Genomic DNA, 21,252 nt, shown 5'->3' with positions numbered 1-21,252 from the left:
GCCCCGGCAAGATCGCCGGGGCATTTTTTTTGCCAGGCTCCGCTTCATTTTAAACTAAATTGTATAAATTACGTTTATAATTACTGCAATTAGTCCCCTCCCTTCTTTCAAACCTGCATCCTTTAGTAATATCAAGCATTCCGGCCAGTTTTTAAAGCAATGAAACCTAGTGGATTATGAATACATCAACATCTCTTTTAGAATGTTCGATGAATAAGCAGACCGTGCAATGCCTGGTACAGGCTGTTCAAAAATTATCCCTTTCGAGAGATATTGAAACCGTGATGTTTATCGTTCGAACAACAGCCAGGAAAATTAGCGGAGCCGATGGCGCCACTTTTGTTTTGCGGGAAAATGACAAGTGCTATTATGCTGATGAAGATGCCATAAGCCCCTTGTGGAAGGGTCAGCGTTTTTCCATTCACAGTTGTATAAGCGGCTGGGCAATGCTTCACAAACAATCGGTTGTTATTAAAGACGTTTACAACGACAGCCGCATACCAATAAATATCTACCGGCGAACATTTGTAAAAAGTCTGGTCATGGTGCCAATAAGAAGCATCGATGATCCTATCGGGGCCATTGGCACCTACTGGGCACATGAGCATGTGCCTACGGAAGACCAGGTCATTTTGCTGCAATCGCTGGCCGATATCACTGCAGTGACCCTGGAGAATATAAAGGTGTACAATGAACTGGAAGAGCGGGTAAAAGAGCGCACCCGGGAACTGATCGATTCACTTAACCGCGAAAAAGAAATGAGCGCCATGAGAAGACATTTCTTTTCAATGGCTTCCCACGAGTTTAAAACGCCCCTAACCAATATTTTAACCAGCACTGCCCTGCTCGAAAGCTACAACAATGAAGGCAAGAACGCTGATAAACGGGCAAAACATATCAACCGCATCATCTCTTCATCACAACACCTGGTGGATATGGTGAACGATTTTCTGGCCGCAGAGAAAATTGAACAGGGCAAAACGGATATTATTTTTGAATGGTTCAATGTAAAGAGTTTCATCAAGGCAATAATGGACCAAACGGAAAGTTGCTTGAAGAAGGGGCAAAACCTGGTATACGCCCACCATGGCGACAGCCACATTTTGCAGGATAAAAACATTTTGCGAATCGTACTGCTGAATTTATTATCCAATGCCAGCAAATATTCCGACGAAAACAAGACCATTGAAATTCATACTGAAATAAATGCGGGTAAGCTCACCATAAAGGTGAAAGACGCTGGCATAGGAATTCCGAAAGAAGATCAACCATATATATTCAACAATTTTTTCCGGGCGAAAAACACCACCGGCATCCAGGGAACAGGCCTGGGCTTACACATAGTCAAAAGCTATCTGGAGTTACTAAATGGCAGCATCCAGTTTAAAAGCCGGCATAAACAGGGGACAACTTTCACTGTTACCTGCGCCTGTCCGAAGCTTAAGAACATAGTGAATTTCAGCAGTTCTTCCCTGCTTACCTGATCGCAAGTAACACCAGGTTGTATAAAAATGTGCGCCATACTTCTTTTGCATCGCAAGCGGAAGTATGGCGCACCTGTTTCATAATGTACCTATATTTACCGGAATATATTTACTATGAAAGCAGAATTCCTGCGCCTGATAGATATCTTGGGCACTTGCACCTTCGCCGTTTCCGGCGTTTTTGCTGCCATGCAAAAAAGACTCGATGTGTTCGGCATTCTGATCATTGCATTCATCACCGCCATTGGCGGCGGTACATTAAGGGATATGCTTATCGGCGATCTGCCTGTTAGCTGGATGCGCAGTGTTAATACGCCGCTTATAATTCTCGCCAGCGCTACAGCCGCCATCTTGTTTAGAAATATTATCAAAAATTTCCAGCAAACCCTTTTTATTTTCGACTCCCTGGGACTTGGTTTCTTTACAGTACTCGGCATACAAAAAGGAATCATTTTTAATCTTCATCCCCTTATCTGCATTGCACTGGGCACTATCACCGGTTGCTTCGGCGGCGTAATAAGAGATATACTGCTCAACAATATTCCAATGATCTTCCGGAAAGAGATCTACGCCACCGCCTGTATCCTGGGCGGACTTATCTACTTCCTTTTACTGGAGTTGAACTTTAATAAAGACTGGTTAGATGTAGTGGTGATGGTGCTGATCTTTATCTTCCGATTGATCGTTGTAAAATATAACCTGCAGCTGCCTGCCATGTACGGCGACAAAAAAGAACAGCCATGAGCATACGCTTCCAGTAACATTCTCCTGGTGCGGCATGGTACAGGACACTATTCTGTGACCATGATGTAAATTTGGCCGCGCTCATAATAATTACTTATTGACACCAGCAAATAATTGTAATGAATAGAAAAAAGATGCAGTTCGCCGCAAAGTTTGTAACGATTGTAACAATTGCCTGCATGACAGTGCAGCCGCTATGTGCTCAAAAGAAAAAGACCTCAGGCAAAAAAGAAAACACAAAAACAGAAAGCACCGTAAAACCGGAAGTAAAAGTATTAAAAATGGTGGCGCAACATACAGGTCCCGTAATTGGCGCCGACCATGCCGATGTAACAGCCTCCAACAATAAATCAGGTTTTGAAACCGGGCAGGTGGTAAAAATAAACGGCGTTTATCACATGTTCGTAAATGAGATGTTCAATCGGCCGCACCGGGATATGCGCATCTCCTACTGGACCAGCCCCGATGCTGCCACCTGGAACCGTCAATCGACCATTGTAGAAAGTGTGCCGGGAAGAATTGCAAGCAATCCCCGCGCAGAAGTATGGTGCACCGGTGTTGTATTCAATGAAGAAGAAGATGCCTGGAACATCTTTTACGTAGCTTATCGTGCCGGCGATTCAACCAAAGGTGAAATTCCCGGCAATGATTATGCAGGAAGGATCTGGCGCGCCAAATCCATTATAAAAGGCCGCGATGGTATTGCCGGCCCCTATGCCGATATGGATGTCATAATGGAACCTGACAGCACATCGCAGGAGTGGGAAGGACAACAGGCCGTGGCTTGTTTCAATCCGTATAAAGTGGGCAATACCTGGTTCTCTCCTTACGACGGGCACAATCATACGCCCCGCGGACCATGGCCCACCGGCTTGGCTTATGCACCATCCCTGAAAGGACCCTGGAAAAGAATGCCAGAACCATTCAATCCCCTTCCCCTCGCTGAAGTATTCACCGAGAACGAGATCGTTACCCGGTTAAAGGATGGACGTTACCTGATGATCTTTGATTCATTCGGTGACCAGGAGATCGGGTACAGCCTGTCAAAAGACGGTATTCACTGGGAGCATGAAACAAGGGTTAAGGTACAAACAGCCGATAACGTTTGGGCCGATGCGGGTGACCATGCCATGCGTACACCCTTATGCGCTATTGAAGAAGAAGATGGCAGTTTCACGGTAATATATACAGCCAGAACCCAACGCTATAATAAAAACTTTTACGCCATCGGCAAATGCACGCTGGCCTGGCAATAAATGAGCCTTGGCTCTTAAAAAAGAAAATGGCTGGCCGTAAGTACTTACAGCCAGCCATTGCTGCATTAATTGATGTGGCATTACATTCCCAGGCCGCCTAACATACCGCCAGCAACGTCTTTCATTTCGTCTTCCCATGCCTGCTCGGCATTTTTAAGCGCCCGGTTCAGGGCTGTTATCAGCAGATCTTCCAGTTCTTCCTTTTTGTCGGGCGACAGTAACTGGCTATCTACCGAAATGGACTTTACTTCCCTGGTGCCGGTTACCGACACCTTTACCATGCCATTACCGGCTTCGCCGTCAACAGTAACATCAGCCAGCTTTTGCTTGCCTTCCTGCATTTTCTGCTGGGCTTCCTGCAATTTGCTAAACAGATCTCCGAACATATGTTAAACGTTTAAGAGAACAAAGATATATTATTCATTTATTATCAATTTACAGGCCAGCGCCTCCCCCGCCCTCGCGGGGTAACTGTTACTTTTTTATCCATTTATCAGCTTTTATTGCCCTGTTTTTTTTATTTAAATAAAATATAGCACCTTAACTGCTGAAGCTTGTTAATATGAAAAAGATACAATTTACCCTTTCTCTCCTTTTTATTATTTCCATGGCCTTTGCACAACCCGTAAAGGAACATGGTCAGTTGAAGGTTTCGGGTATTCAGCTGGTCAATGAAAAAGGACAACCGGTCGTACTCCGGGGCATGAGCTATGGCTGGCATAACTGGTGGCCGCGGTTTTACAATGCCGGCACAGTAAGCTGGTTAAAAAAAGACTGGGGCTGCAATGTGGTACGTGCAGCCATGGGTGTAGAACCTGATCGCGGCTATATCAAAGCGCCGGCCTGGTCGAAAGAGCAGATAAAAGCAGTGATCGATGCAGCCATTCAGGAAGGTATTTATGTGATCGTTGACTGGCATAGCCATAATATTAGACTGGAGGAAGCAAAACAGTTCTTTACTGAAATAGCAACCACCTACGGTAAACAGCCAAATATCATTTATGAAATCTTCAATGAACCCGAACGGCAATCATGGGCCGATGTAAAGGCATATTCCATCGAGCTTATTAAAACGATCAGGGCCATCGATCCGGATAATATCATCCTGGTGGGGTCGCCGCATTGGGACCAGGATATACACCTGGTGGCCGATGATCCTATCGAAGGATATAACAACCTCATGTACACGCTTCACTTTTATGCAGCCACCCATAAACAATCTCTCCGCGACCGCGGTGACTATGCTATTAAAAAACAATTACCCATCTTCATCTCCGAATCGGCCGGTATGGAAGCTACAGGTAATGGTCCGCTGAACGAGGCGGAATGGAATGAATGGATCAACTGGGCGGAGAAGAACAGGATCAGCTGGATCACGTGGTCGGTGTCTGACAAAGATGAAACCTGCTCGGTTTTGTTGCCCACGGCCTCATCGACCGGGAACTGGACCGACAAAGACATGAAACCATCAGGGTTGAAAGCGAGGGAGCTCATTCGAAAATACAATGGGTGGAAGCCCTAAACATACAAGTGCCACACCTTGCGGGTGTGGCACCATTGTTTACCCCCATCTCCTATCCTATTTAGCTACGCCTTCCAAACCGCTCGTTCTTGCCAATGCAATTTCAGCACTTCTATATTCGTAAACGGCTTCGAGGTAATTCAGTTGAGCGGCCGTTAAAGCCAGTTCTGCATCTGTTAATTCCAGCCTGGACGTTACGCCTTTTTCGTATCTGTACTGTACGATCTCATACGATTGCAAAGCCGTTTCCTTGACCTTCAATTGCGTTTGCATTCTGTCATAGGTCTCTTTCAGATCGGCGATCACCTGCTTAACCGTCGTTTTCAAAGCCTGCTGTGCTTCTGTAAGCCGAATCCCGGACTGCTGATGCGCCAATTCTGCCTGCCTGATCTTTGCCTGATTGCTAAACCCCGTGAACAGGGGTAATGCCACCTGTGCTCCTGCAAAAGAGGTGGAAGGCCAGTTGGCATTTACAAAATCCAATCTACGCGCCTGGCTTGTCAGCTGGTACTGGCCGATAACAGACACCACCGGCAGCCGCGCTGCTTTGGCCAGTGCTGTTTGCTGTTCACTCACCTGTTGCTGCAACGCGAGGGCCTGCAGGTCGGGCCGCTGACGCAATGCCTGTTCATATAATTCAGTTTCTGTTGGTACCGCGGCGGGCGCCTGTATCGCCAGTGAATCAGTTAAGCTGATCTGCGTGAGCGAATCTGTTCCCATCAGCGTGATCAGTTGTTGTTTGCCGACTTCTATCGCATAATTAAGTTTTAGTATATCCGGTTTCAGATTTTGCACAGCTGTGTATGCACGAAGCGTATCTACCCGCAAACCCCGCCCCTGCGCCAGCAAAGACCTTGCATCAGCCAACGCCTTCTCATTACGCAACAAACTTTCCTGCTGCAGCTTCACCCGCTCCGCCAGCACCAGTATGCCAAGATAGGTTTGCTGTACATCTGCCACCAGGTCGATGGATGACTGCCGGTAAGATGTTTGTGATAGCCGCTCCTGCAATTGCGCGGCTTTACGGGTGGGCGCTGCCATGGGATTGTACACGGAATAGCTGGCGTTGATGGTTCCGGCAAACTGATCGCGGCCGCCAAAGCGGGCGTATGGGATCTTGCTGGCGCTGCCGTTCTCCCCAAATCCGAAAAAGGCCGGCAAGGCAAAATAATGCAGGTACTGTGCTCCCAACTGGGCTGAAGGCAACGAAAGACTTTTTGCCTGCCGCACCTGCTCACGGGCCATGGAAATATCCAGTGAACTTGCTTTCAAAGCACGGTTATGTTGTTTTGCCAGCAATACGGCATCGGATAAACTGAGTTTTTTTTCGGGTTGCGCCAGGATCGCAAGCGGTGCGATCATCGAAAACAGGCTTAAATACGTAAGAAATGCTAGTGATCTCATGATAATACTGTATTGGGTTGAAGAGATGAAACAGCAGTAGATACTGCAGTTCCGTTTACATCATTTTGCACGGGCCTCGCTTTGCGGCTGAAATAACTGTACACGGCAGGGATCACGAAGAGGGTAAGAATACCGGCGAACACCAATCCCCCTACCACTACAATACCCAGTGATGCGCGGCTTCCGGAAGAGTTACCCAGGCTGAGGGCAATGGGCAGCGCACCAAAGATCATGGCCAGAGTGGTCATCAGAATGGGTCTGAAGCGGGAGGCAGCCGCCTGTATAACGGCATCCCGTACACTTAATCCGTCTTTTTTCCGCTGATTGGCGAATTCCACGATCAGGATCCCATTTTTGGTGATCAGACCTATCAGCATGATCATGCCGATCTGGCTGAAGATATTGATGGAACTATCGCTTACCCACAAACTGATCAGGGCGCCCGTTACAGCCATAGGCACGGTAAGCAGGATGATAAACGGATCGATCAGGCTTTCGAATTGCGCCGCCAGTACCAGGTAGATCAGGATGATGGCGAAGATGAAAGCAAACACGAGGCTTGAACTACTTTCCCGGTAATCCCGGCTTTGTCCTGCGAGTGTTGTTCTGAAACCCGGCGGCAGGGTTTCTTTGGCAATGCGATCCATTTCATCCAGCGCTTCGCCCATGCTCACGCCTGCAGCCGGCGTAGCCTGTATGGTTACACTGTAGCTTTGATTGTAGCGGTAAATAGCGGGCGGACTGATCCCTTCATGCAGTGACACCAGGTTGTCAAGCGGCACCATTTCGTTATTAGCAGATTTCAGGAACAGCGAACGAAGATTTTCCGGTGTGGAACGCTCTGAACGTTCAAGCTGCCCGATCACTTCATACTGGCGGTCATTGTAAATAAAGTATCCGTACCGCCGGCCACTCAATGCTAACTGCAGCGTACGGCCGATCTCCTGCGTAGAGATACCCAGCTGGGCCGCCCGCTGACGATCGATGTTAATACTGATCTCGGGCCTGTTCACTTTGAAGTCAGGATTTACGAAACTCAGCTTTTTACTGCCGGCTGTAGCGGCGGTCAGTTTGGGCATTACATCGATCAGGCTTTTCAGATCAGGCGCCTGCACTACATATTCGATGGGCTGATTGGAAGCAAAACCGCCGATGGTAGGGATCTGGATCGGGATAACGATCACGTTCCTGAACCGGCCACTGGCAGCGACCAGCTTTTCATATACCTGCTGTTGGGTTAAACCACTTTTCCGTTTATGCGGATCTTCAAGGAATACCCACTGGAACCCACTGTTGGCGGGTTGCACCAGAGTACCCACGCCGGCCGCTACAGCTGCATAGGTTACATTGTTGTTCAGGTCTGGAATGGAATCAGCCACGTAATTGCTGATCTCTTTCATGGATTCTTCCATACTTTCGAAGGAAGTGCCTTCAGGCGCGATTACCGCCAGACCTACCAGCGACCGGTCTTCCAGCGGGGCCAGCTCGGAAGGCAGTTTCGGCGCCAGCCAGTATGCAATGCCAAAAGAAAGAATGAGCAGAACAAAACCCAGCCAGCGGTACCGCATGAAACCTTTCAGCAGGCGTTCGTAGCCGTTATTAAGTTTTACGAAGAAAGGTTCCGTTTTCCGGTACAACCAATTGTGGTGGGCGCCTGCTTTCAACAGGTAAGCGCTCATCATGGGCGACAGGGTAAGCGCCACGAACGCCGAGATCAATACCGAACCGGCCACTACTACCACGAACTCTTTGAACAGTTTGCCGGTGATTCCGCCGAGGAACATGATCGGAAGGAATACCGCGGCCAGCGTAATGGTAGTAGATATAACTGCAAAATAGATCTCATTGGAGCCTTTGCGCGCGGCTTCCAACGGCGTCATGCCCTCTTCCACCTTCGAGTAAATATTCTCCAGCACCACAATGGCATCGTCTACCACCAGGCCGATGGCCAGCACCAAACCCAGCAGGGTAAGCACATTGATGGAATAATCCGCTATGTACATGATAAAGAAAGCGGAGACGATAGACACAGGAATGGCCACCAAAGGTATCAGCGTACTGCGCCAGTCGCGCAGGAAAATGAAAATGATAATGGTTACCAGGCCGAATGCCAGGATCAGGGTTTCTTCCACTTCAGAAAGGGAATTCTTTACCGGCACGGTAAAATCTTTACCCAGCCTGATATTGTATTCTTTGGGCGCTGTTTTAATGATCTCTTCAAATCGTTTGTTGAACTCATCAACAATAGCGAGTGAGTTGGCGCCACGTTGCGGTTGTACGCCGGTACCAACGCCATACCGCGCTGTTTGACCTTCGGCTACGATCATGGCGGTACGCTCGTTCTGTGAGCTCATGATGGCCTGGCCAACATCCCGGAAACGAACGATAGCACCGTTCTTTTCGCTGATGATCATGTTATTGAAATCATCTTCGGTGACCAGCCGCCCCATGGTTCGCAGTGTCATTTCCGTTTGCTGGCCTTCAATACGTCCGCTGGGCAGATCGACATTCTCCCGTTGCAAGGCAGCCTGGATATCGGCAGGCGAAAGGCCATAAGAAGAAAGCTTCACCGGGTCCATACGCAGCCGCATGGCGCGCTTGCGGCCCGCGTAGGATTCCACCAGCCGAACGCCGGGAATGGATTGCAGCCGTTCCTTGATATTGATATTTACGAAGTCGGTAATATCCTCCAGGCTTTTTGTATCGCTTTGCACTGTAAGGAACACCAGGAACTCTGGCGGGCCGGATTTTTCCACGATCGTTGGTTCAATGTCTACAGGCAATTGCTGCCGCGATTTGGAAACCTTGTCGCGCACATCATTGGCCGCTGCTTCCAGATCTGCATTCATATTGAACTCAACGGTGATGATGCTCACCTGTTCACGGCTTACAGAAGACAGGGCGCGGATGCCATTGGCTTCTGCAATGGCCTCTTCCAGCGGTTTGGTCACCTGCGATGCTATGATATCGGCGCTGGCGCCCGGATAAACGGTTGTTACGGTCACAATGGGCGAATCGGTTACCGGGTACTCACGGGTACCAAGGAACGTATACCCCACTATGCCAAATAAGATCAATAGAACTGACATCACCCCCGCCAGTACCGGCCTGGAGATGCTCGTTTGTGAAATGGCGCTCATATAATTAATTAAAAATGGTCAATAGAAGGTGGTGCACAATGAGAATCCACTGCGCTACCATATTTGCAATAAGTTGCTATAATAAGAGAATGGGATAAAAACTGCGGTAGGGAACGGGAGCTATTTCAGGTTTACGACACGAACTGCAGCGCCGGCCGTAAGGCGTAACTGGTTACTGATGATAACGGTATCGCCTGGTTGAACGCCTTTGGTCACCTGTACGCTCTCCGCGTCACGTTGCCCTACTACCACCGGCGCTGCCTGTGCTTTGCCATTCTTAAGCAGGTATACCGAATATCCCTGGGAAGAAGGCATAAGGCTTTGACTCGGTATTTGAAGGGCATCCTCAGCTGTTCGCAGGGCGATGGTAAGATGCGCACTTTGACCTGGTACGAGTTTGTTTTGCGGGTTCATCGCAATGGCCCTCAACAGTAAAGTCCTGGTAGTAGCGTCTACAAAGGATTCCTTGGAGATCACCGTGGCATTGTAACGCGTACTGTCGCCTTCTACTGTAAATTGTTGCAGGCTCCCGGGTTTTACCAGGTTGGCATATTTCTCCGGTAATGAAAATTCCACTTTCACCCGCGCATCGTCTACTATGGTAGTAAGGGGTGTATTCGGAGAAACCAATGCACCCGGATAAGTACGGATGATACCGATCCTTCCGGCGAAAGGCGCGCGGATCCGGGTTTTGTCGATCGTTGTCTGCAACTGCCTGATCTCAGCTTTCAATACAGCCAGGTTGGTGGCAGCCTGGTCATAGTCCTGTTGCGAAGCAGCGTCATGTGCTAACAGGTCTTTCATTCGTGCTTCATTCAGCGCTGCCAGTTTTTCCTGCTGCCGAAGCCTTTCCAGCTGTGCCTGCAGATCTGCATCGTCTAACTGGAACAACAAAGCGCCTTTGTTAACAAAATGGCCTTCTTTTACAGGTACGCTCACCACTTTCTTTGTGAGCTCGCTCGAGATGGAAACCTCCTGGTTGGCAGCCAGGGTTCCTGCTATCTCTATCAGTTGTTTCACTTCGCCGGGAGCCACTACATATACATCTGCAGGTATACCCGGAGCAGCTGCAATTGCTGTAGCGGCTGCTGATTCAGTTTGGTTGGCCCGGCTGGTGCAGGCGTCTAAGAGGATGACCCCAAAGAATAACAATAACAAAGATAATCCCGAAACAATGGATGCCGGGGTCAACGCCGGCGCAAAGCCTGTCTGTTGCTTTTTTTTGATTAGTCTGGTCGGTAATAAACGGTTCATAATGCTGAATTTAAATAGATATATCGAAATAAATCGATGTATTTTCTCCAAAAAAATCCTTTTGCAAGGATTGAATTCGGCTACAAACCTATCGAAACATTTCGATATGTCAATTAATTCCAGAAAAAAAATTTTTACACCTTCAGGGCTACCAGGAATTTAACATATTGGTCGATCATCTTATTATTCATGGTATACTTCACGTTCCGGCCTTCTTTTTCAGCAATGATCAGCTCGGCATCAGTGAGTAGCTTGAGGTGATGAGAAATTGAAGGCTGGGCCAGGTCAATGATCTCGTTGATATCTGAGCAATACATACAGGTTTGTTTTGCATGCAGCGACTTAAGGATCTGCAATCTGTTCGGATCAGCGAGTGCTTTTGATATCTTTTCTACTTTCTTCAGTTCCATATAGTTTACTTACAAGTTATAAATCAGGGGTTGGATAATCAGGTTCAACCCGCTGCTTACATATCGTACACACTATGCAAATTTAGCTAAAAGTAAGGCACCTACCACTTCGCCCTTTCATATTGCACCGGCCAGTGAGTATTTTCTTTTAACTCATGCGCCGCCTGTAATGGGAAATATGGCTGGCGAAGCATTTCACGGGCGATGATCACCATATCGGCATCTCCATTAACGAGAATGGTTTCCGCCTGTATGGCGGTGGTGATCATACCAACAGTACCGGTGGGCATGCCGGTTTCTTTTTTAATACGGGAAGCAAAAGGTAACTGGTAACCTGGCCCGGCAGTGATCTTCTGGTAGTTGACCAGGCCGCCTGAAGATACATCCAGCAGATCTACTCCATGCTGTTGCAGCAGGCCGGCAAGCTGCACAGACTGCTCAATATCCCAACCACCTTCTGCCCAGTCGGTAGCGGATATACGCACCAGTAAGGGCAGGTCGGCAGGCCATACTGTTCGAACGCCGGCAATGATCTCCAGCAGCAACCGGATACGGTTCTCGAAGGAACCGCCATACTCGTCGGTACGCTTATTACTTAGGGGCGACAGGAACTCATGGATCAGGTAACCATGGGCGCTATGTATTTCAACCACTTTAAAGCCGGCCCGTAAAGCCCGGTCGGCCGCTGTGATAAAGTCATTTATGATCTTTCGAATGCCGGTTGTATCCAGCGCAACTGGCATGGGATAATTGTCGGCAAAGGCAATAGCAGAAGGCGCCACCACCTGCCAGCCACCTTCTTCAATAGCCACTTTACCACGGCCTTTCCAGGGCACATTGGTACTGGCTTTGCGGCCGGCATGGGCTAACTGGATGCCGGGAACAGCACCCTGTGCAGTCATAAAAGCTGTGATCTGTTGTAGTTTCTCCAGGTGTTCTTCTTTCCAGATGCCAAGGTCAAACGGCGAGATGCGGGCTTCCGGCGAAACGGCCGTTGCTTCTGTGATGATAAGTCCTGCCCCGCCTACCGCCCTGCTGCCCAAATGCACCAGGTGCCAGTCGGTAGCAAACCCATCTACTGAGGAGTACTGACACATGGGTGATACCGTAATTCGGTTCCTGAACTGCACTGATCTTAGCTGAAGCGGGGTAAATAATATTGACATATACTGGAAGATTGGCTATAAAAGTAATGAAAAGCTAAAACAAACAGGGCCATCCGCCGCCTGCGGATGGCCCTGTTTGCTATCTGATAAGTGAGAAGTTAATTACATTTTAACTTTCACAACACTGTTTATAAACTCCTCGATATTGGTGTAGCCGTCGTTATCACGGTCTTTTACTGCATCAGCCGCATCGTTGGGATTTAATTTGTGGGCTGTTTCCCAGCTGTCGGGCATACCGTCGTTGTCTTTGTCTTTATAAGGCGTTCCTTTGTATTCAGGATATCCACCTACCTGGCTGGGATGGGTAATAATACCTTTTTTATAGGAATCTGCAGGCAAACGGCGTTTTACAAATTTGCCAACATCATCAGCGTTTTTGCCGTTTTCGGTATAGTATATCTTGTTCTCTTTGACCTGCTTTACTATCCGCTGGTCAACGGCATCGCGTTTGGGTAAGGTAGCACCTGCATTCTCAAGTACATAGTTATAGGCTTCTTTGGCCGACATGATAGTGATCTTCGGCATGGGGAAAGGTTTATCCACTCGTATTTGCGAAGTGAACTCACCTGCATCGGCCATATCACGCACCTGCACGCCACCGGCCCAGTTGTCTTTGGTAACGGCTTCGTTACCTTCCACAATGTTACCGTTTACATATGCTTTACCGAAACGTTGGGCATTCGCCTGGTCGCGGCCTGATTCGGGCTTCAAAATACGGTGGCCGATCGGTTTATCGGTTGGCGTCATGGGACCGGGCTTGAAATAGTTGTTGATGAAGTTGAACAACGATCTGTGATCACCGCCATCAGCGCTGCGATTCCACCAGTTAAATACCACATTGTTCACAAAGTTGAAATCACCGTCCATACCAATCGACGGGCTGCGGCTGATATTGCTCGACCACAGGTTACGCATGAAGCCGCTGTTATGTCCACCGATCGTGCTGCCGAAAGCATGGTTATACGTATCCAGCGCTTCGGAGAAAATACAATTCGACATGGTGATGTTCACGGTAGGTAACTTCTGCGGTTTCGATCCGTCGCCTTTGTCGTACACGTGCCGGTACATACTCATATTCTCATCGAGTCCCCAGCTGGCCGAAACGTGATCGAAAACGATATTCCCTACACCGTTTCCACCCAGGGCGTCGTCGCGGCGGGTAACTTCTGTAGCACCGCGGCGAAAGCGCATAAAACGTACCACCACGTCGTGGGTATCGATCCATACCGATTCATCAGCAATGCACACGCCATCACCGGGGGCAGTTTGTCCGGCAATGGTAATATAGGGCGCCCGGATAATTACAGGGCTCTTTAAATGAATGATTCCGGCCACATTGAACACAACGATGCGCGCCCCACCCTGTTCGCAGGCTTCGCGGAACGACCCGGGACCACTATCGTTCAGGTTGGTTACTACATACACTTTACCGCCCCTGCCACCGAAGGAATAAGCGCCACCACCTTCAGCGCCGGGAAAAGCAGGTATCTTTGCCTGTGGCAGATCAGATGGTTTGGCCGCCCAGGGAATATACGGCTTGCCATTCTTTGCATCCGCTTCGATAATGGGCAATGCTTTCGCCCATGCTTCATCGGATCTTCTTTTAAATTCTTTCATTACCTGGTTGGCCGAATCTTCCATCGCAGGAGGAATGGTCGGATACTGGGCTTGTGCAATCGTGCCAAAACTTAAACAAGCTAATGTCAAAACGGAAACCCGGAGGTTTGTTTTCATGTCTGGTAAATTTTGTGTTTAGACGCTATTTATGGAGCGTTCTTTTGAAAAACGCAAGCTATTTACTTATAAGAGTCAATATTACATTTTTAGGTTGCATTCGCACCTGCACATTTTACTATCCGAAGAAAAATTGACTGGGGCAATTTGATCAACCAATAAAGTGTCTATTTGACATATCAGATACAAAGCCAGCTATCTGACTGGATAACAGGACTAACAGATACAGCACGCAGGTTTAATTTCTGCTACGGGTAAGGCTTAGTACATTTACTGAAGGAACCATCAAATCCATCGCATGAAGGTCATTATCATTGGAGCCTCTTCCGGCATCGGGCGGGAATTAGCGAAACAGTATATAGCCCTTGGTCATACCGTGGCAGTTACCGGCAGACGGCAGGAATTATTGCTGGAATTGAAAAGACAACACCCCGCCATACACACGGCCTGTTTTGATGTACAGGGCGCGGAAGCGATCGGGCAGTTGGAGGCATTGATCGCTCGTATGGGTGGCCTCGATCTGCTGATCTATAGTGCCGGTTATGGCGAGCCGTCGGAAGACCTGGTAGCTGCAATAGAAATTGATTCCACCGCTACCAATGTGATGGGTTTTGTGAAAATAGCGGCTTTTACATTTAATTATTATCTTAAACAGGGCGGCCACGGCCAACTGGCGGTCATCTCTTCTGTGGCTGCAGTAAGGGGCAATAGCTTTACGCCCGCCTACAGTGCCGGCAAAGCTTATATAAGTAATTATGCAGAAGGTTTGAACATCAAAGCCCGCAAATTAAACACGAGCATCTTCATTACAGATATCCGTCCAGGGTTTGTTAATACAAAAATGGCCAAAGGACAGGGGCAGTTCTGGGCAGCCCCGGTAGAGAAAGCCGCCCGCCAGATCAGGACTGCCATTGCAGCCAGAAAGCGGGTTGCTTACGTAACAAAACGCTGGCGGCTGATTGCAAGTATCATGAAACTGCTGCCATTCTGGATCTACCGGAAAATAGGATAATAGCCACTATATATATTACAATTCAATGTTACTGCGCAAAAAAACGCCCTGCATTGTCCTGCTTACAATTAAAGCACAATCTGCTGGTTAAAGCCAGGTAAATAATAACTGTCCCAATAACGAATAATAGATCATACTAAACCGGAGTAAGAACTTTGGATGCGCCTCTAGTTATTACTACGTAAAAATGGTTCTTCCCTATTTCTTCGGGAAATAAGAACAATACAATTGCAGTTTATAGTTCAGATTCGAGCAAATGAAAAAAAAGCGATGAACGCCTGAGTGGAAAACTTCAAGAAATGCACTTCGCAGAAAAGTTAACCATGAGTGGTAAGTAAAAGCACTATCTAACATTAATTAAAAACCCTAAATGAAAACTCAAATGCGTACCTCAAAAAACTTTATTCAGAAAAATCAACGTGTGCTGGCCGTATCTCTTTTACTTGCCTCCCTGTATTCATGTAAAAAAGATGTTATGCAACCAACTGCTGCAATGCCTGCAGAAAGCGTGGAGAACAAAACTGTGTCTACCGAATCACTGGCCAGTCTTTTGTACAAGGAGAATGCTGATGGCACCTGGTTTAATAACACCTACGGAAAATTGCAGGCTGCAGCTTCCTATTCTATTACAGCGTCAACCAATCAGTTTTACAATGGCACCAAATCAGTTCGTTTTGAATTAAGAGATACAGACCCTGAAGTACAGAGCGGAACAAGAGCCGAGATCACCTTCCCGAACGCAACAAACAACAACCGCTGGTATGCTTACTCTTTGTTTGTGCCCAGCGCCGATTATAAAATTGATGCTACCGATGAAGTGATCACGCAATGGCACCAGGGCGGCGGCACTACCCCGTCACTTTGCTTACGCACAAAGTCTGACAGACTGTATCTGCGCGTAATGGATACCTGGATCGATATGGGTGCATTGGATAAAGATAAATGGCATGCCTATGTATTGCACGTTAAGCACACGGCCGGTTCTGACGGTTTGGTTGAGATCTGGCGTGATGGGCAAAAGATCGTGAATCACAGCGGCCCTAACAGCTATCCCATCAACGACACGTATCACCTGCCTTTCTGGAAACTGGGTATCTACAAATCATACTGGAATGGTACGCGTACATCTGCTACCAACAAACGTGTACTTTACTTTGATGATATCAAAATGGGCAATGAATATGCTACCTATAATGACATGGTGCCTGTTCCCAATGTCACTGTGCCTACTACCACAACAACTACAACAACCACTACCAGCACTCAAAGCATCACAGGCTTTAAACTGGTTAACTCGGCTACCGATTCAGATGTAATGACCATTACCAATGGCCAAACCATCAGCCTGAGCGCCCTGAAGCTGGAAAACGCAAATATTCGCGCGATTACCTCTACTACAACCGTAGGAAGTGTAAAGTTTGAATTAAGCGGCAAACAAAGCAAGACCTATACCGATAACAAAGCACCGTTTGCGCTGCATGGCGATAATGAAAATGGTAACTTTTATTATGGCAACTGGGCTCCCCCCGCACTGGGCACCTATACCCTGAAAGCTACCCCATATACATCTGATGGTGCAAGCGGCACAGCCGGAACTTCAAAAACGATCACGTTCACAATAGTAAAATAGGGAGCAGATAACTAAGTAAAAAAGGCGGTTCCGCTCGTAAGTGGAACCGCCATTTCTTTTAAAAGGTAGTCATGCCTCTTAGTCGGGCTTGAACTTAACAATTACGCCCTGTTCATTTTTACCGGCTTCGCTTGAAATATAAAGATCGCCTTTTGAATTAAAACATAATCCCTCGGGCTGCGGAAAGATCTTCTTATCTAACTGAATTTTGGATCTTATATTACCAGTAGCATCAGCAATAAACAATCTGGAAGAAGGCCCATCCAGGATATACAATTCACTGTTTGCCGGGTTTATAGCAATTCCCGAAGGTTTGATCTCAGCGTCACCTTTTTTCTTTTTCTTGTCTTTTCCCTTACCGCTCTTATCCTTGTCTTTAGCCTTCTCCTGATCATTATGTTTATCTTTCTCTTCCTTATCCTCACTGTTATACGAGGATTCTATATAAAAAACCGCATTGGTATTCATTTTCCTGGTCTTCAGATCGAAACTATAAAAACCTTTTTTATCCTGCTCCGTCAGATCTTTTTCTTTCACGCCAATAAGCAGTCTGTTGTGGGCGCTATCGTAACATAAAGACTCGGTATCATTTTCTACACCAAGTGGCAGATCGACCGTTTTAACTGCGGGATCTTTGCTCCCTGGTTGAACTTCGTACAAAAAACCATCAGACCGCAATACATACCAGGTATTTTGCACCTTTGCCAGTCCCTCATAATCACCCTTTCCGGCAAACCGGATCTTGTCATCAATACGTTTACTTTGCAGGTTATAGATGTATATGATGCCCTCATTATCGTCGATACAGGCCATGTGCGTATCATCCTGAAAAACATTCGCCGAGATCTCTTTCAGCTCATCGGGTAATAGCCATTCCTGCCACTCCACCGTTCCGGCCGGCCCTGAAGCAGAATTTGCGGCCAGTACTTCAGCAGGCTGTTTGGGAGTGGGTTTATAGATATATTTCATATAATAATAGAATGCGCCAATGACAACTACGACGACGGAGATCATCCATATTGCTTCTTTTTTCGACATAATCAGAATTTTAGGTCAATTTAATGCTAATCAGCGTTACGCTCCATGCTACATTCTTTCTTTACTCCTGTACTGTTAAAAACTTATTCCACCCCATAACATTCTGATAACATTGAGATTTAGCATTTATAATACAATATTGTTTTGCGGCTTCAGGGCTGCAGGCAGATCGGTTTCCCCCAACATTTCTCTGATGTCAATTTCCACAGTCCGGCTCATTTGCGAAATCGGCACATCGTTCGCATTACCTTCAAAGGGGTTTTCAGTACTTTCGCCTACCTGTTCCAGCGATGTATATACCCAGGAGATGAGCACACTGAACGGAATAACAAACCATACCATATTGCCTTTTAGGACACCAGTCATCCCGTTATTGAAATCATTGAATTCTCCCAGCAGGCCAAAAGGAAGCAGGATGCAAAATAGTTTTACAAACAGGTTATTGATGGTAGCGTATTGCCTGGGATAGGGAAAGTTCTTGATCCTTTCGCTTTTACCCTGGTGGTCAGACAGCTCTCTTAAGGCCTTGTGCATTTCAAGGTACCTGAAATTTTCAAGGGATCCGCCATTATAAAGGCGTTTCAACGCTTCGCCCTGCAAAGCAAGCAACTGAACGGCCTTATTATTCTTCGCAGATATACCAGCCAGTTCCGTATTTGAGATATATTTTAATAACTCATCATCTAAAGATGTTTCTTTTTCCGGAATGGAATAGTAGCGTTTATATTCTTTGTTGTACAAAGTGTCGGTTGTTTCCCAACTCCTGCTGGCCCTGAGCTGGTAGCGTAAAGCGGTAAGCCAGGCAAAATGCCGGTAAATAAGTTTACGCGCCTGATCTCTATCCTCGATATAATCCCGGCACATCAACGCCCATGACCGGCTGGCGCCCATCGCAGCGCCCCAGATCTTTCTGGCTTCCCAGGTACGATTATAGGTTTGTACATTTTTAAACCCGACAATAAAAGCAGTGGCAGTACCCAGCAGGGCGACAACGGCCCACGGTACCGATAACCATTTCCAATCGAGTGCCTCGTATAAAACGGTCGGAATCGTGCCTAACAGAAAAAGCCAGAATATACTCCTCCTTGTCCAGAACAGGAACTCAGAAAGTTTGTAGGATTTCCCGGTGTGCATTTTTAAAATAAATCTCGTGTAATAAATTCAATTCGCGGATTTTATAACTACCTTTTTTGGCTTCCCTGCACCGGAACGCAAGACACTCACGGAATAGTTATTGCGTCAGTTATGCCATAGTGTGCAAAAACATTCCCATTGTTAACGATTTATCATTCACAAAAAAATAGCTATATGGAAAGTAACATGCAGGAAAACAGAAATTCGATGTTGCAGAGCTTTTTTGAAACCTCTCTGCAAGAACTTTATTGGGCGGAAACGCATCTGGCCCAGATGCTTAATACGATGAGTACTGCCGCAACCAATACCCAGTTAAAAGAGGCGTTCATTGAGCATATGGAAGAAACAGAACAGCACAAATTACGGCTTGAGGAAGTTTTTTCGCAGTTAGGCATTCCTCCCAGAACACAACCTTGCATGGGTCTTCAGGGGCTTTTTGACGAAGGATGGAAAGTGATAGACGAAACAGAGGAAGGATCTTCGCAGCGTGATGTTGCCCTGATCATAGCTGCTCAGAAGGTAGAGCACTATGAAATAGCTTCCTATGGCAGCCTGATCACCCTTGCCAAGACCATGGGGCAAAACAAGATCGCAGAATTATTGGTTCCTACATTGGAAGAAGAAAAGGAAGCCGACCTGTCCCTGACCACGATAGCAGAGGCTGGCATTAATACAGAAGCAAGCCAGGAAAAAATGAACGCTTAGCTATATAGCCATACAGCATTGTATGGGCCGGAAATAATGCAAAACGCGATCATTTATTTGAGGCGTTTTGCATTGATTTCGGTAAAGATTGTTTTGCGAACGCTCAACAATAAGTTTTCAGCCCCTTCTTTTAAGCATCTTCAAGCCAGACACAAGCATGAACATTGCCGCACCAATCATCAGGGCGCCTCTTATCTTATTCTGCTTTTGCATGGGTAATGACTGAATAGCTTTATTCGCTCCTTTTGCTACTACACGGGATCCTACCATTTCTGCGGCTGAAGTAGCCATTTCCTTTACTTTCATGACAGTATTTTTTTAATTAAACAATTGGCAGCAGCTGCCATTTATTATTTAATCACTAAAAATTCTGCCAGCATAGGGCGCCTGCCGTGGGCAGGAACGAGTGTGGCCGGTTTTAACCAAGATACGGTTCAAAGTAATTACTGTTTCTCACTGCTTTTTACAAGCGGTATTTTATCATACGGCCACCGGCCATCTTTTATGGGAAAAGTTTCCAGTTTGTTCGGATCTATAACAACATGTTTGATCCGTGTCCGGTGCCAGGTATATACGATGTGCACCAACCCATCGGAAGTTTGAATAAGGGAGGGGTAGGAATATTGTTTGTTTGGCTGGTCGATATAATCGAGTATTAACGCCGCTTCCCAGTCTTTGCCATTCTTACTTACAGCTACATTGATGACCCCGCGTCCTTTGTGCCCCATGCCTTTTTGATCGCGTGTTGAGTGATTATAGACCAGGACATGTCGCCCATCTTTAAGGGTAACAGCGTCCAGACCTGAGTTATTGTTGGGCAGCGTGGAGGGCTTCATTTCCGACCAGGTAAGGCCTTTATCCCGCGACCAGCATTCTGCAATATGGCCATCCTGATTGTTAGGCGTTCTGCACAACATCTGAATGCTGCCATCGGCATGCGTAAGTAAGGTGGGTTGTATTGCACCCAGTTTTTTAGGATCATTCAGTGGCCCGATGACACTCCAGTTCTTACCGCCGTCTGTACTACGCTCTATATGGGCCCGCCATCCGTGATCCTCCGTGCTCGATCCGGAAAGAATGGTGCCGTCACTCAACTGGATCGGTTTGTTTTTTATCGGACCAAGTATGCTATCCGGCAATCTCTGCGCTTTACTCCAGGAAACTCCATTATCGCTGGAGGTCTTAAATTCTCCCCACCATTCTTTAGGACTGGGTCCAACTTTGTAATAAAGCGTCAAGGGTCCTCCTTTCGGTTGAAAAATAACCGGGTTCCAGGTAGGAAATCGTTTACCATCTGGCTGTATACCATCCGCCACACTTATTGGAGCCGTCCAGGCGCCATCTGATTTTTTACGTTGCAATCGTATCTCAACATCCGGATGCCGCTCATAGGTACCACCAAAATAGGTAGCGAGCAGTTCCCTGTTTTCCAGCTCAACGAGGGTAACAGCATGGCAGGAAGGAAAGGGTGCACTCGTAAACAAAAATTCTTCCAGAACAACACCCGGTTTTTTTGCAACAGCAGACTGCATATTCTCATTGCTGTTGCCATGCTTAACATACAATCCGGCTATCATTAACCCTAAAGACAGAAAGACCTTGATCATGATAATATATTA

At 47.1% G+C, this 21,252-nt stretch carries 18 protein-coding genes; 7 read left to right on the top strand and 11 right to left on the bottom strand.

The annotated features are described in order from the left end of the window. Positions 1 to 176: 176 nt before the first annotated feature. The 3 genes from JUB15_RS24580 (at position 177) to JUB15_RS24570 (ending at position 3,484) form a co-directional block, all read left to right on the top strand. A complete protein-coding gene (locus JUB15_RS24580) occupies positions 177 to 1,484 on the top strand; it encodes a GAF domain-containing sensor histidine kinase (RefSeq protein WP_207515311.1) in 1,308 nt (435 codons plus the stop codon). 114 nt (positions 1,485 to 1,598) lie between these two features. After that, the gene (locus JUB15_RS24575; RefSeq protein WP_207515310.1) at positions 1,599 to 2,228 is read left to right on the top strand and encodes a trimeric intracellular cation channel family protein; all 630 of its coding nucleotides are present in this window, start codon (positions 1,599 to 1,601) and stop codon (positions 2,226 to 2,228) included. A gap of 119 nt (positions 2,229 to 2,347) precedes the next feature. Further along, positions 2,348 to 3,484 carry a glycoside hydrolase family protein gene (locus JUB15_RS24570; protein ID WP_207515309.1) on the top strand — a complete coding sequence of 379 codons (1,137 nt, stop codon included), beginning with the start codon at positions 2,348 to 2,350 and terminating at the stop codon, positions 3,482 to 3,484. A gap of 80 nt (positions 3,485 to 3,564) precedes the next feature. Here the strand turns inward: JUB15_RS24570 and JUB15_RS24565 are convergent, their stop codons facing one another. Next, positions 3,565 to 3,870 carry a YbaB/EbfC family nucleoid-associated protein gene (locus JUB15_RS24565; RefSeq protein WP_207515308.1) on the bottom strand — a complete coding sequence of 102 codons (306 nt, stop codon included), beginning with the start codon at positions 3,868 to 3,870 and terminating at the stop codon, positions 3,565 to 3,567. Between the two features lie 176 nt (positions 3,871 to 4,046). Here JUB15_RS24565 and JUB15_RS24560 point away from each other — a divergent pair, with 176 nt between their 5' ends. Next, positions 4,047 to 5,006, top strand: coding sequence for a glycoside hydrolase family 5 protein (locus JUB15_RS24560; protein WP_207515307.1), 960 nt, complete (start codon positions 4,047 to 4,049; stop codon positions 5,004 to 5,006). 57 nt (positions 5,007 to 5,063) lie between these two features. Here JUB15_RS24560 and JUB15_RS24555 read toward each other — a convergent pair whose 3' ends face one another. From JUB15_RS24555 to JUB15_RS24530, 6 genes are all read right to left on the bottom strand, one after another. Beyond that, positions 5,064 to 6,410, bottom strand: a complete 1,347-nt coding sequence (locus JUB15_RS24555) for a TolC family protein (RefSeq protein WP_207515306.1) — start codon at positions 6,408 to 6,410, stop codon at positions 5,064 to 5,066. Then, positions 6,407 to 9,550, bottom strand: coding sequence for an efflux RND transporter permease subunit (locus JUB15_RS24550; protein ID WP_207515305.1), 3,144 nt, complete (start codon positions 9,548 to 9,550; stop codon positions 6,407 to 6,409). Before JUB15_RS24550 ends, JUB15_RS24555 begins: the two co-directional genes overlap by 4 nt. Before the next feature lie 120 nt (positions 9,551 to 9,670). Continuing rightward, the gene (locus JUB15_RS24545) at positions 9,671 to 10,804 is read right to left on the bottom strand and encodes an efflux RND transporter periplasmic adaptor subunit (protein WP_207515304.1); all 1,134 of its coding nucleotides are present in this window, start codon (positions 10,802 to 10,804) and stop codon (positions 9,671 to 9,673) included. A 134-nt stretch (positions 10,805 to 10,938) separates the two neighbouring features. After that, a complete protein-coding gene (locus tag JUB15_RS24540; protein ID WP_207515303.1) occupies positions 10,939 to 11,214 on the bottom strand; it encodes an ArsR/SmtB family transcription factor in 276 nt (91 codons plus the stop codon). 101 nt (positions 11,215 to 11,315) lie between these two features. After that, positions 11,316 to 12,380 (bottom strand): NADH:flavin oxidoreductase/NADH oxidase, encoded by a 1,065-nt coding sequence (locus JUB15_RS24535; protein ID WP_207515302.1) that lies wholly within the window; start codon positions 12,378 to 12,380, stop codon positions 11,316 to 11,318. A gap of 102 nt (positions 12,381 to 12,482) precedes the next feature. Continuing rightward, positions 12,483 to 14,114, bottom strand: coding sequence for a pectate lyase family protein (locus JUB15_RS24530; protein WP_207515301.1), 1,632 nt, complete (start codon positions 14,112 to 14,114; stop codon positions 12,483 to 12,485). A 298-nt stretch (positions 14,115 to 14,412) separates the two neighbouring features. Between JUB15_RS24530 and JUB15_RS24525 the strand changes: the two genes are divergently transcribed. Both JUB15_RS24525 and JUB15_RS24520 read left to right on the top strand, forming a co-directional pair. Then, positions 14,413 to 15,126, top strand: a complete 714-nt coding sequence (locus JUB15_RS24525) for an SDR family NAD(P)-dependent oxidoreductase (RefSeq protein ID WP_207515300.1) — start codon at positions 14,413 to 14,415, stop codon at positions 15,124 to 15,126. A 382-nt stretch (positions 15,127 to 15,508) separates the two neighbouring features. Then, positions 15,509 to 16,756 carry a polysaccharide lyase family 20 protein gene (locus JUB15_RS24520; protein ID WP_207515299.1) on the top strand — a complete coding sequence of 416 codons (1,248 nt, stop codon included), beginning with the start codon at positions 15,509 to 15,511 and terminating at the stop codon, positions 16,754 to 16,756. Between the two features lie 78 nt (positions 16,757 to 16,834). Here JUB15_RS24520 and JUB15_RS24515 read toward each other — a convergent pair whose 3' ends face one another. Further along, positions 16,835 to 17,794, bottom strand: a complete 960-nt coding sequence (locus JUB15_RS24515) for an SdiA-regulated domain-containing protein (RefSeq protein ID WP_207515298.1) — start codon at positions 17,792 to 17,794, stop codon at positions 16,835 to 16,837. Between the two features lie 126 nt (positions 17,795 to 17,920). Continuing rightward, positions 17,921 to 18,928 (bottom strand): bestrophin family protein, encoded by a 1,008-nt coding sequence (locus tag JUB15_RS24510; RefSeq protein WP_207515297.1) that lies wholly within the window; start codon positions 18,926 to 18,928, stop codon positions 17,921 to 17,923. A gap of 174 nt (positions 18,929 to 19,102) precedes the next feature. Between JUB15_RS24510 and JUB15_RS24505 the strand changes: the two genes are divergently transcribed. Beyond that, positions 19,103 to 19,633 (top strand): YciE/YciF ferroxidase family protein, encoded by a 531-nt coding sequence (locus JUB15_RS24505; RefSeq protein ID WP_207515296.1) that lies wholly within the window; start codon positions 19,103 to 19,105, stop codon positions 19,631 to 19,633. A 117-nt stretch (positions 19,634 to 19,750) separates the two neighbouring features. Here JUB15_RS24505 and JUB15_RS24500 read toward each other — a convergent pair whose 3' ends face one another. Then, positions 19,751 to 19,939: a hypothetical protein gene (locus JUB15_RS24500; protein WP_207515295.1), complete on the bottom strand. Its 189-nt coding sequence runs from the start codon at positions 19,937 to 19,939 to the stop codon at positions 19,751 to 19,753. Positions 19,940 to 20,076: 137 nt separating this feature from the next. Next, positions 20,077 to 21,240 carry a sialidase family protein gene (locus tag JUB15_RS24495; protein ID WP_207515294.1) on the bottom strand — a complete coding sequence of 388 codons (1,164 nt, stop codon included), beginning with the start codon at positions 21,238 to 21,240 and terminating at the stop codon, positions 20,077 to 20,079. Positions 21,241 to 21,252: the final 12 nt, after the last annotated feature.

It is taken from the genome of Longitalea luteola (assembly GCF_017356035.1).
In the GTDB taxonomy this organism is placed as follows: Bacteria; Bacteroidota; Bacteroidia; order Chitinophagales; family Chitinophagaceae; genus Niastella; species Niastella luteola.
This window is presented reverse-complemented; position numbering and strand designations above follow the sequence as displayed.

What these genes read in the sequence shown, in the direction of transcription:
- JUB15_RS24580 (WP_207515311.1), top strand. Translation starts at nt 177, where the DNA reads ATGAATACATCAACATCTCTTTTAGAATGTTCGATGAATAAGCAGACC.
- JUB15_RS24575 (WP_207515310.1), top strand. Translation starts at nt 1,599, where the DNA reads ATGAAAGCAGAATTCCTGCGCCTGATAGATATCTTGGGCACTTGCACC.
- JUB15_RS24570 (WP_207515309.1), top strand. Translation starts at nt 2,348, where the DNA reads ATGAATAGAAAAAAGATGCAGTTCGCCGCAAAGTTTGTAACGATTGTA.
- JUB15_RS24565 (WP_207515308.1), bottom strand. Translation starts at nt 3,870, where the DNA reads ATGTTCGGAGATCTGTTTAGCAAATTGCAGGAAGCCCAGCAGAAAATG.
- JUB15_RS24560 (WP_207515307.1), top strand. Translation starts at nt 4,047, where the DNA reads ATGAAAAAGATACAATTTACCCTTTCTCTCCTTTTTATTATTTCCATG.
- JUB15_RS24555 (WP_207515306.1), bottom strand. Translation starts at nt 6,410, where the DNA reads ATGAGATCACTAGCATTTCTTACGTATTTAAGCCTGTTTTCGATGATC.
- JUB15_RS24550 (WP_207515305.1), bottom strand. Translation starts at nt 9,550, where the DNA reads ATGAGCGCCATTTCACAAACGAGCATCTCCAGGCCGGTACTGGCGGGG.
- JUB15_RS24545 (WP_207515304.1), bottom strand. Translation starts at nt 10,804, where the DNA reads ATGAACCGTTTATTACCGACCAGACTAATCAAAAAAAAGCAACAGACA.
- JUB15_RS24540 (WP_207515303.1), bottom strand. Translation starts at nt 11,214, where the DNA reads ATGGAACTGAAGAAAGTAGAAAAGATATCAAAAGCACTCGCTGATCCG.
- JUB15_RS24535 (WP_207515302.1), bottom strand. Translation starts at nt 12,380, where the DNA reads ATGTCAATATTATTTACCCCGCTTCAGCTAAGATCAGTGCAGTTCAGG.
- JUB15_RS24530 (WP_207515301.1), bottom strand. Translation starts at nt 14,114, where the DNA reads ATGAAAACAAACCTCCGGGTTTCCGTTTTGACATTAGCTTGTTTAAGT.
- JUB15_RS24525 (WP_207515300.1), top strand. Translation starts at nt 14,413, where the DNA reads ATGAAGGTCATTATCATTGGAGCCTCTTCCGGCATCGGGCGGGAATTA.
- JUB15_RS24520 (WP_207515299.1), top strand. Translation starts at nt 15,509, where the DNA reads ATGCGTACCTCAAAAAACTTTATTCAGAAAAATCAACGTGTGCTGGCC.
- JUB15_RS24515 (WP_207515298.1), bottom strand. Translation starts at nt 17,794, where the DNA reads ATGTCGAAAAAAGAAGCAATATGGATGATCTCCGTCGTCGTAGTTGTC.
- JUB15_RS24510 (WP_207515297.1), bottom strand. Translation starts at nt 18,928, where the DNA reads ATGCACACCGGGAAATCCTACAAACTTTCTGAGTTCCTGTTCTGGACA.
- JUB15_RS24505 (WP_207515296.1), top strand. Translation starts at nt 19,103, where the DNA reads ATGGAAAGTAACATGCAGGAAAACAGAAATTCGATGTTGCAGAGCTTT.
- JUB15_RS24500 (WP_207515295.1), bottom strand. Translation starts at nt 19,939, where the DNA reads ATGAAAGTAAAGGAAATGGCTACTTCAGCCGCAGAAATGGTAGGATCC.
- JUB15_RS24495 (WP_207515294.1), bottom strand. Translation starts at nt 21,240, where the DNA reads ATGATCAAGGTCTTTCTGTCTTTAGGGTTAATGATAGCCGGATTGTAT.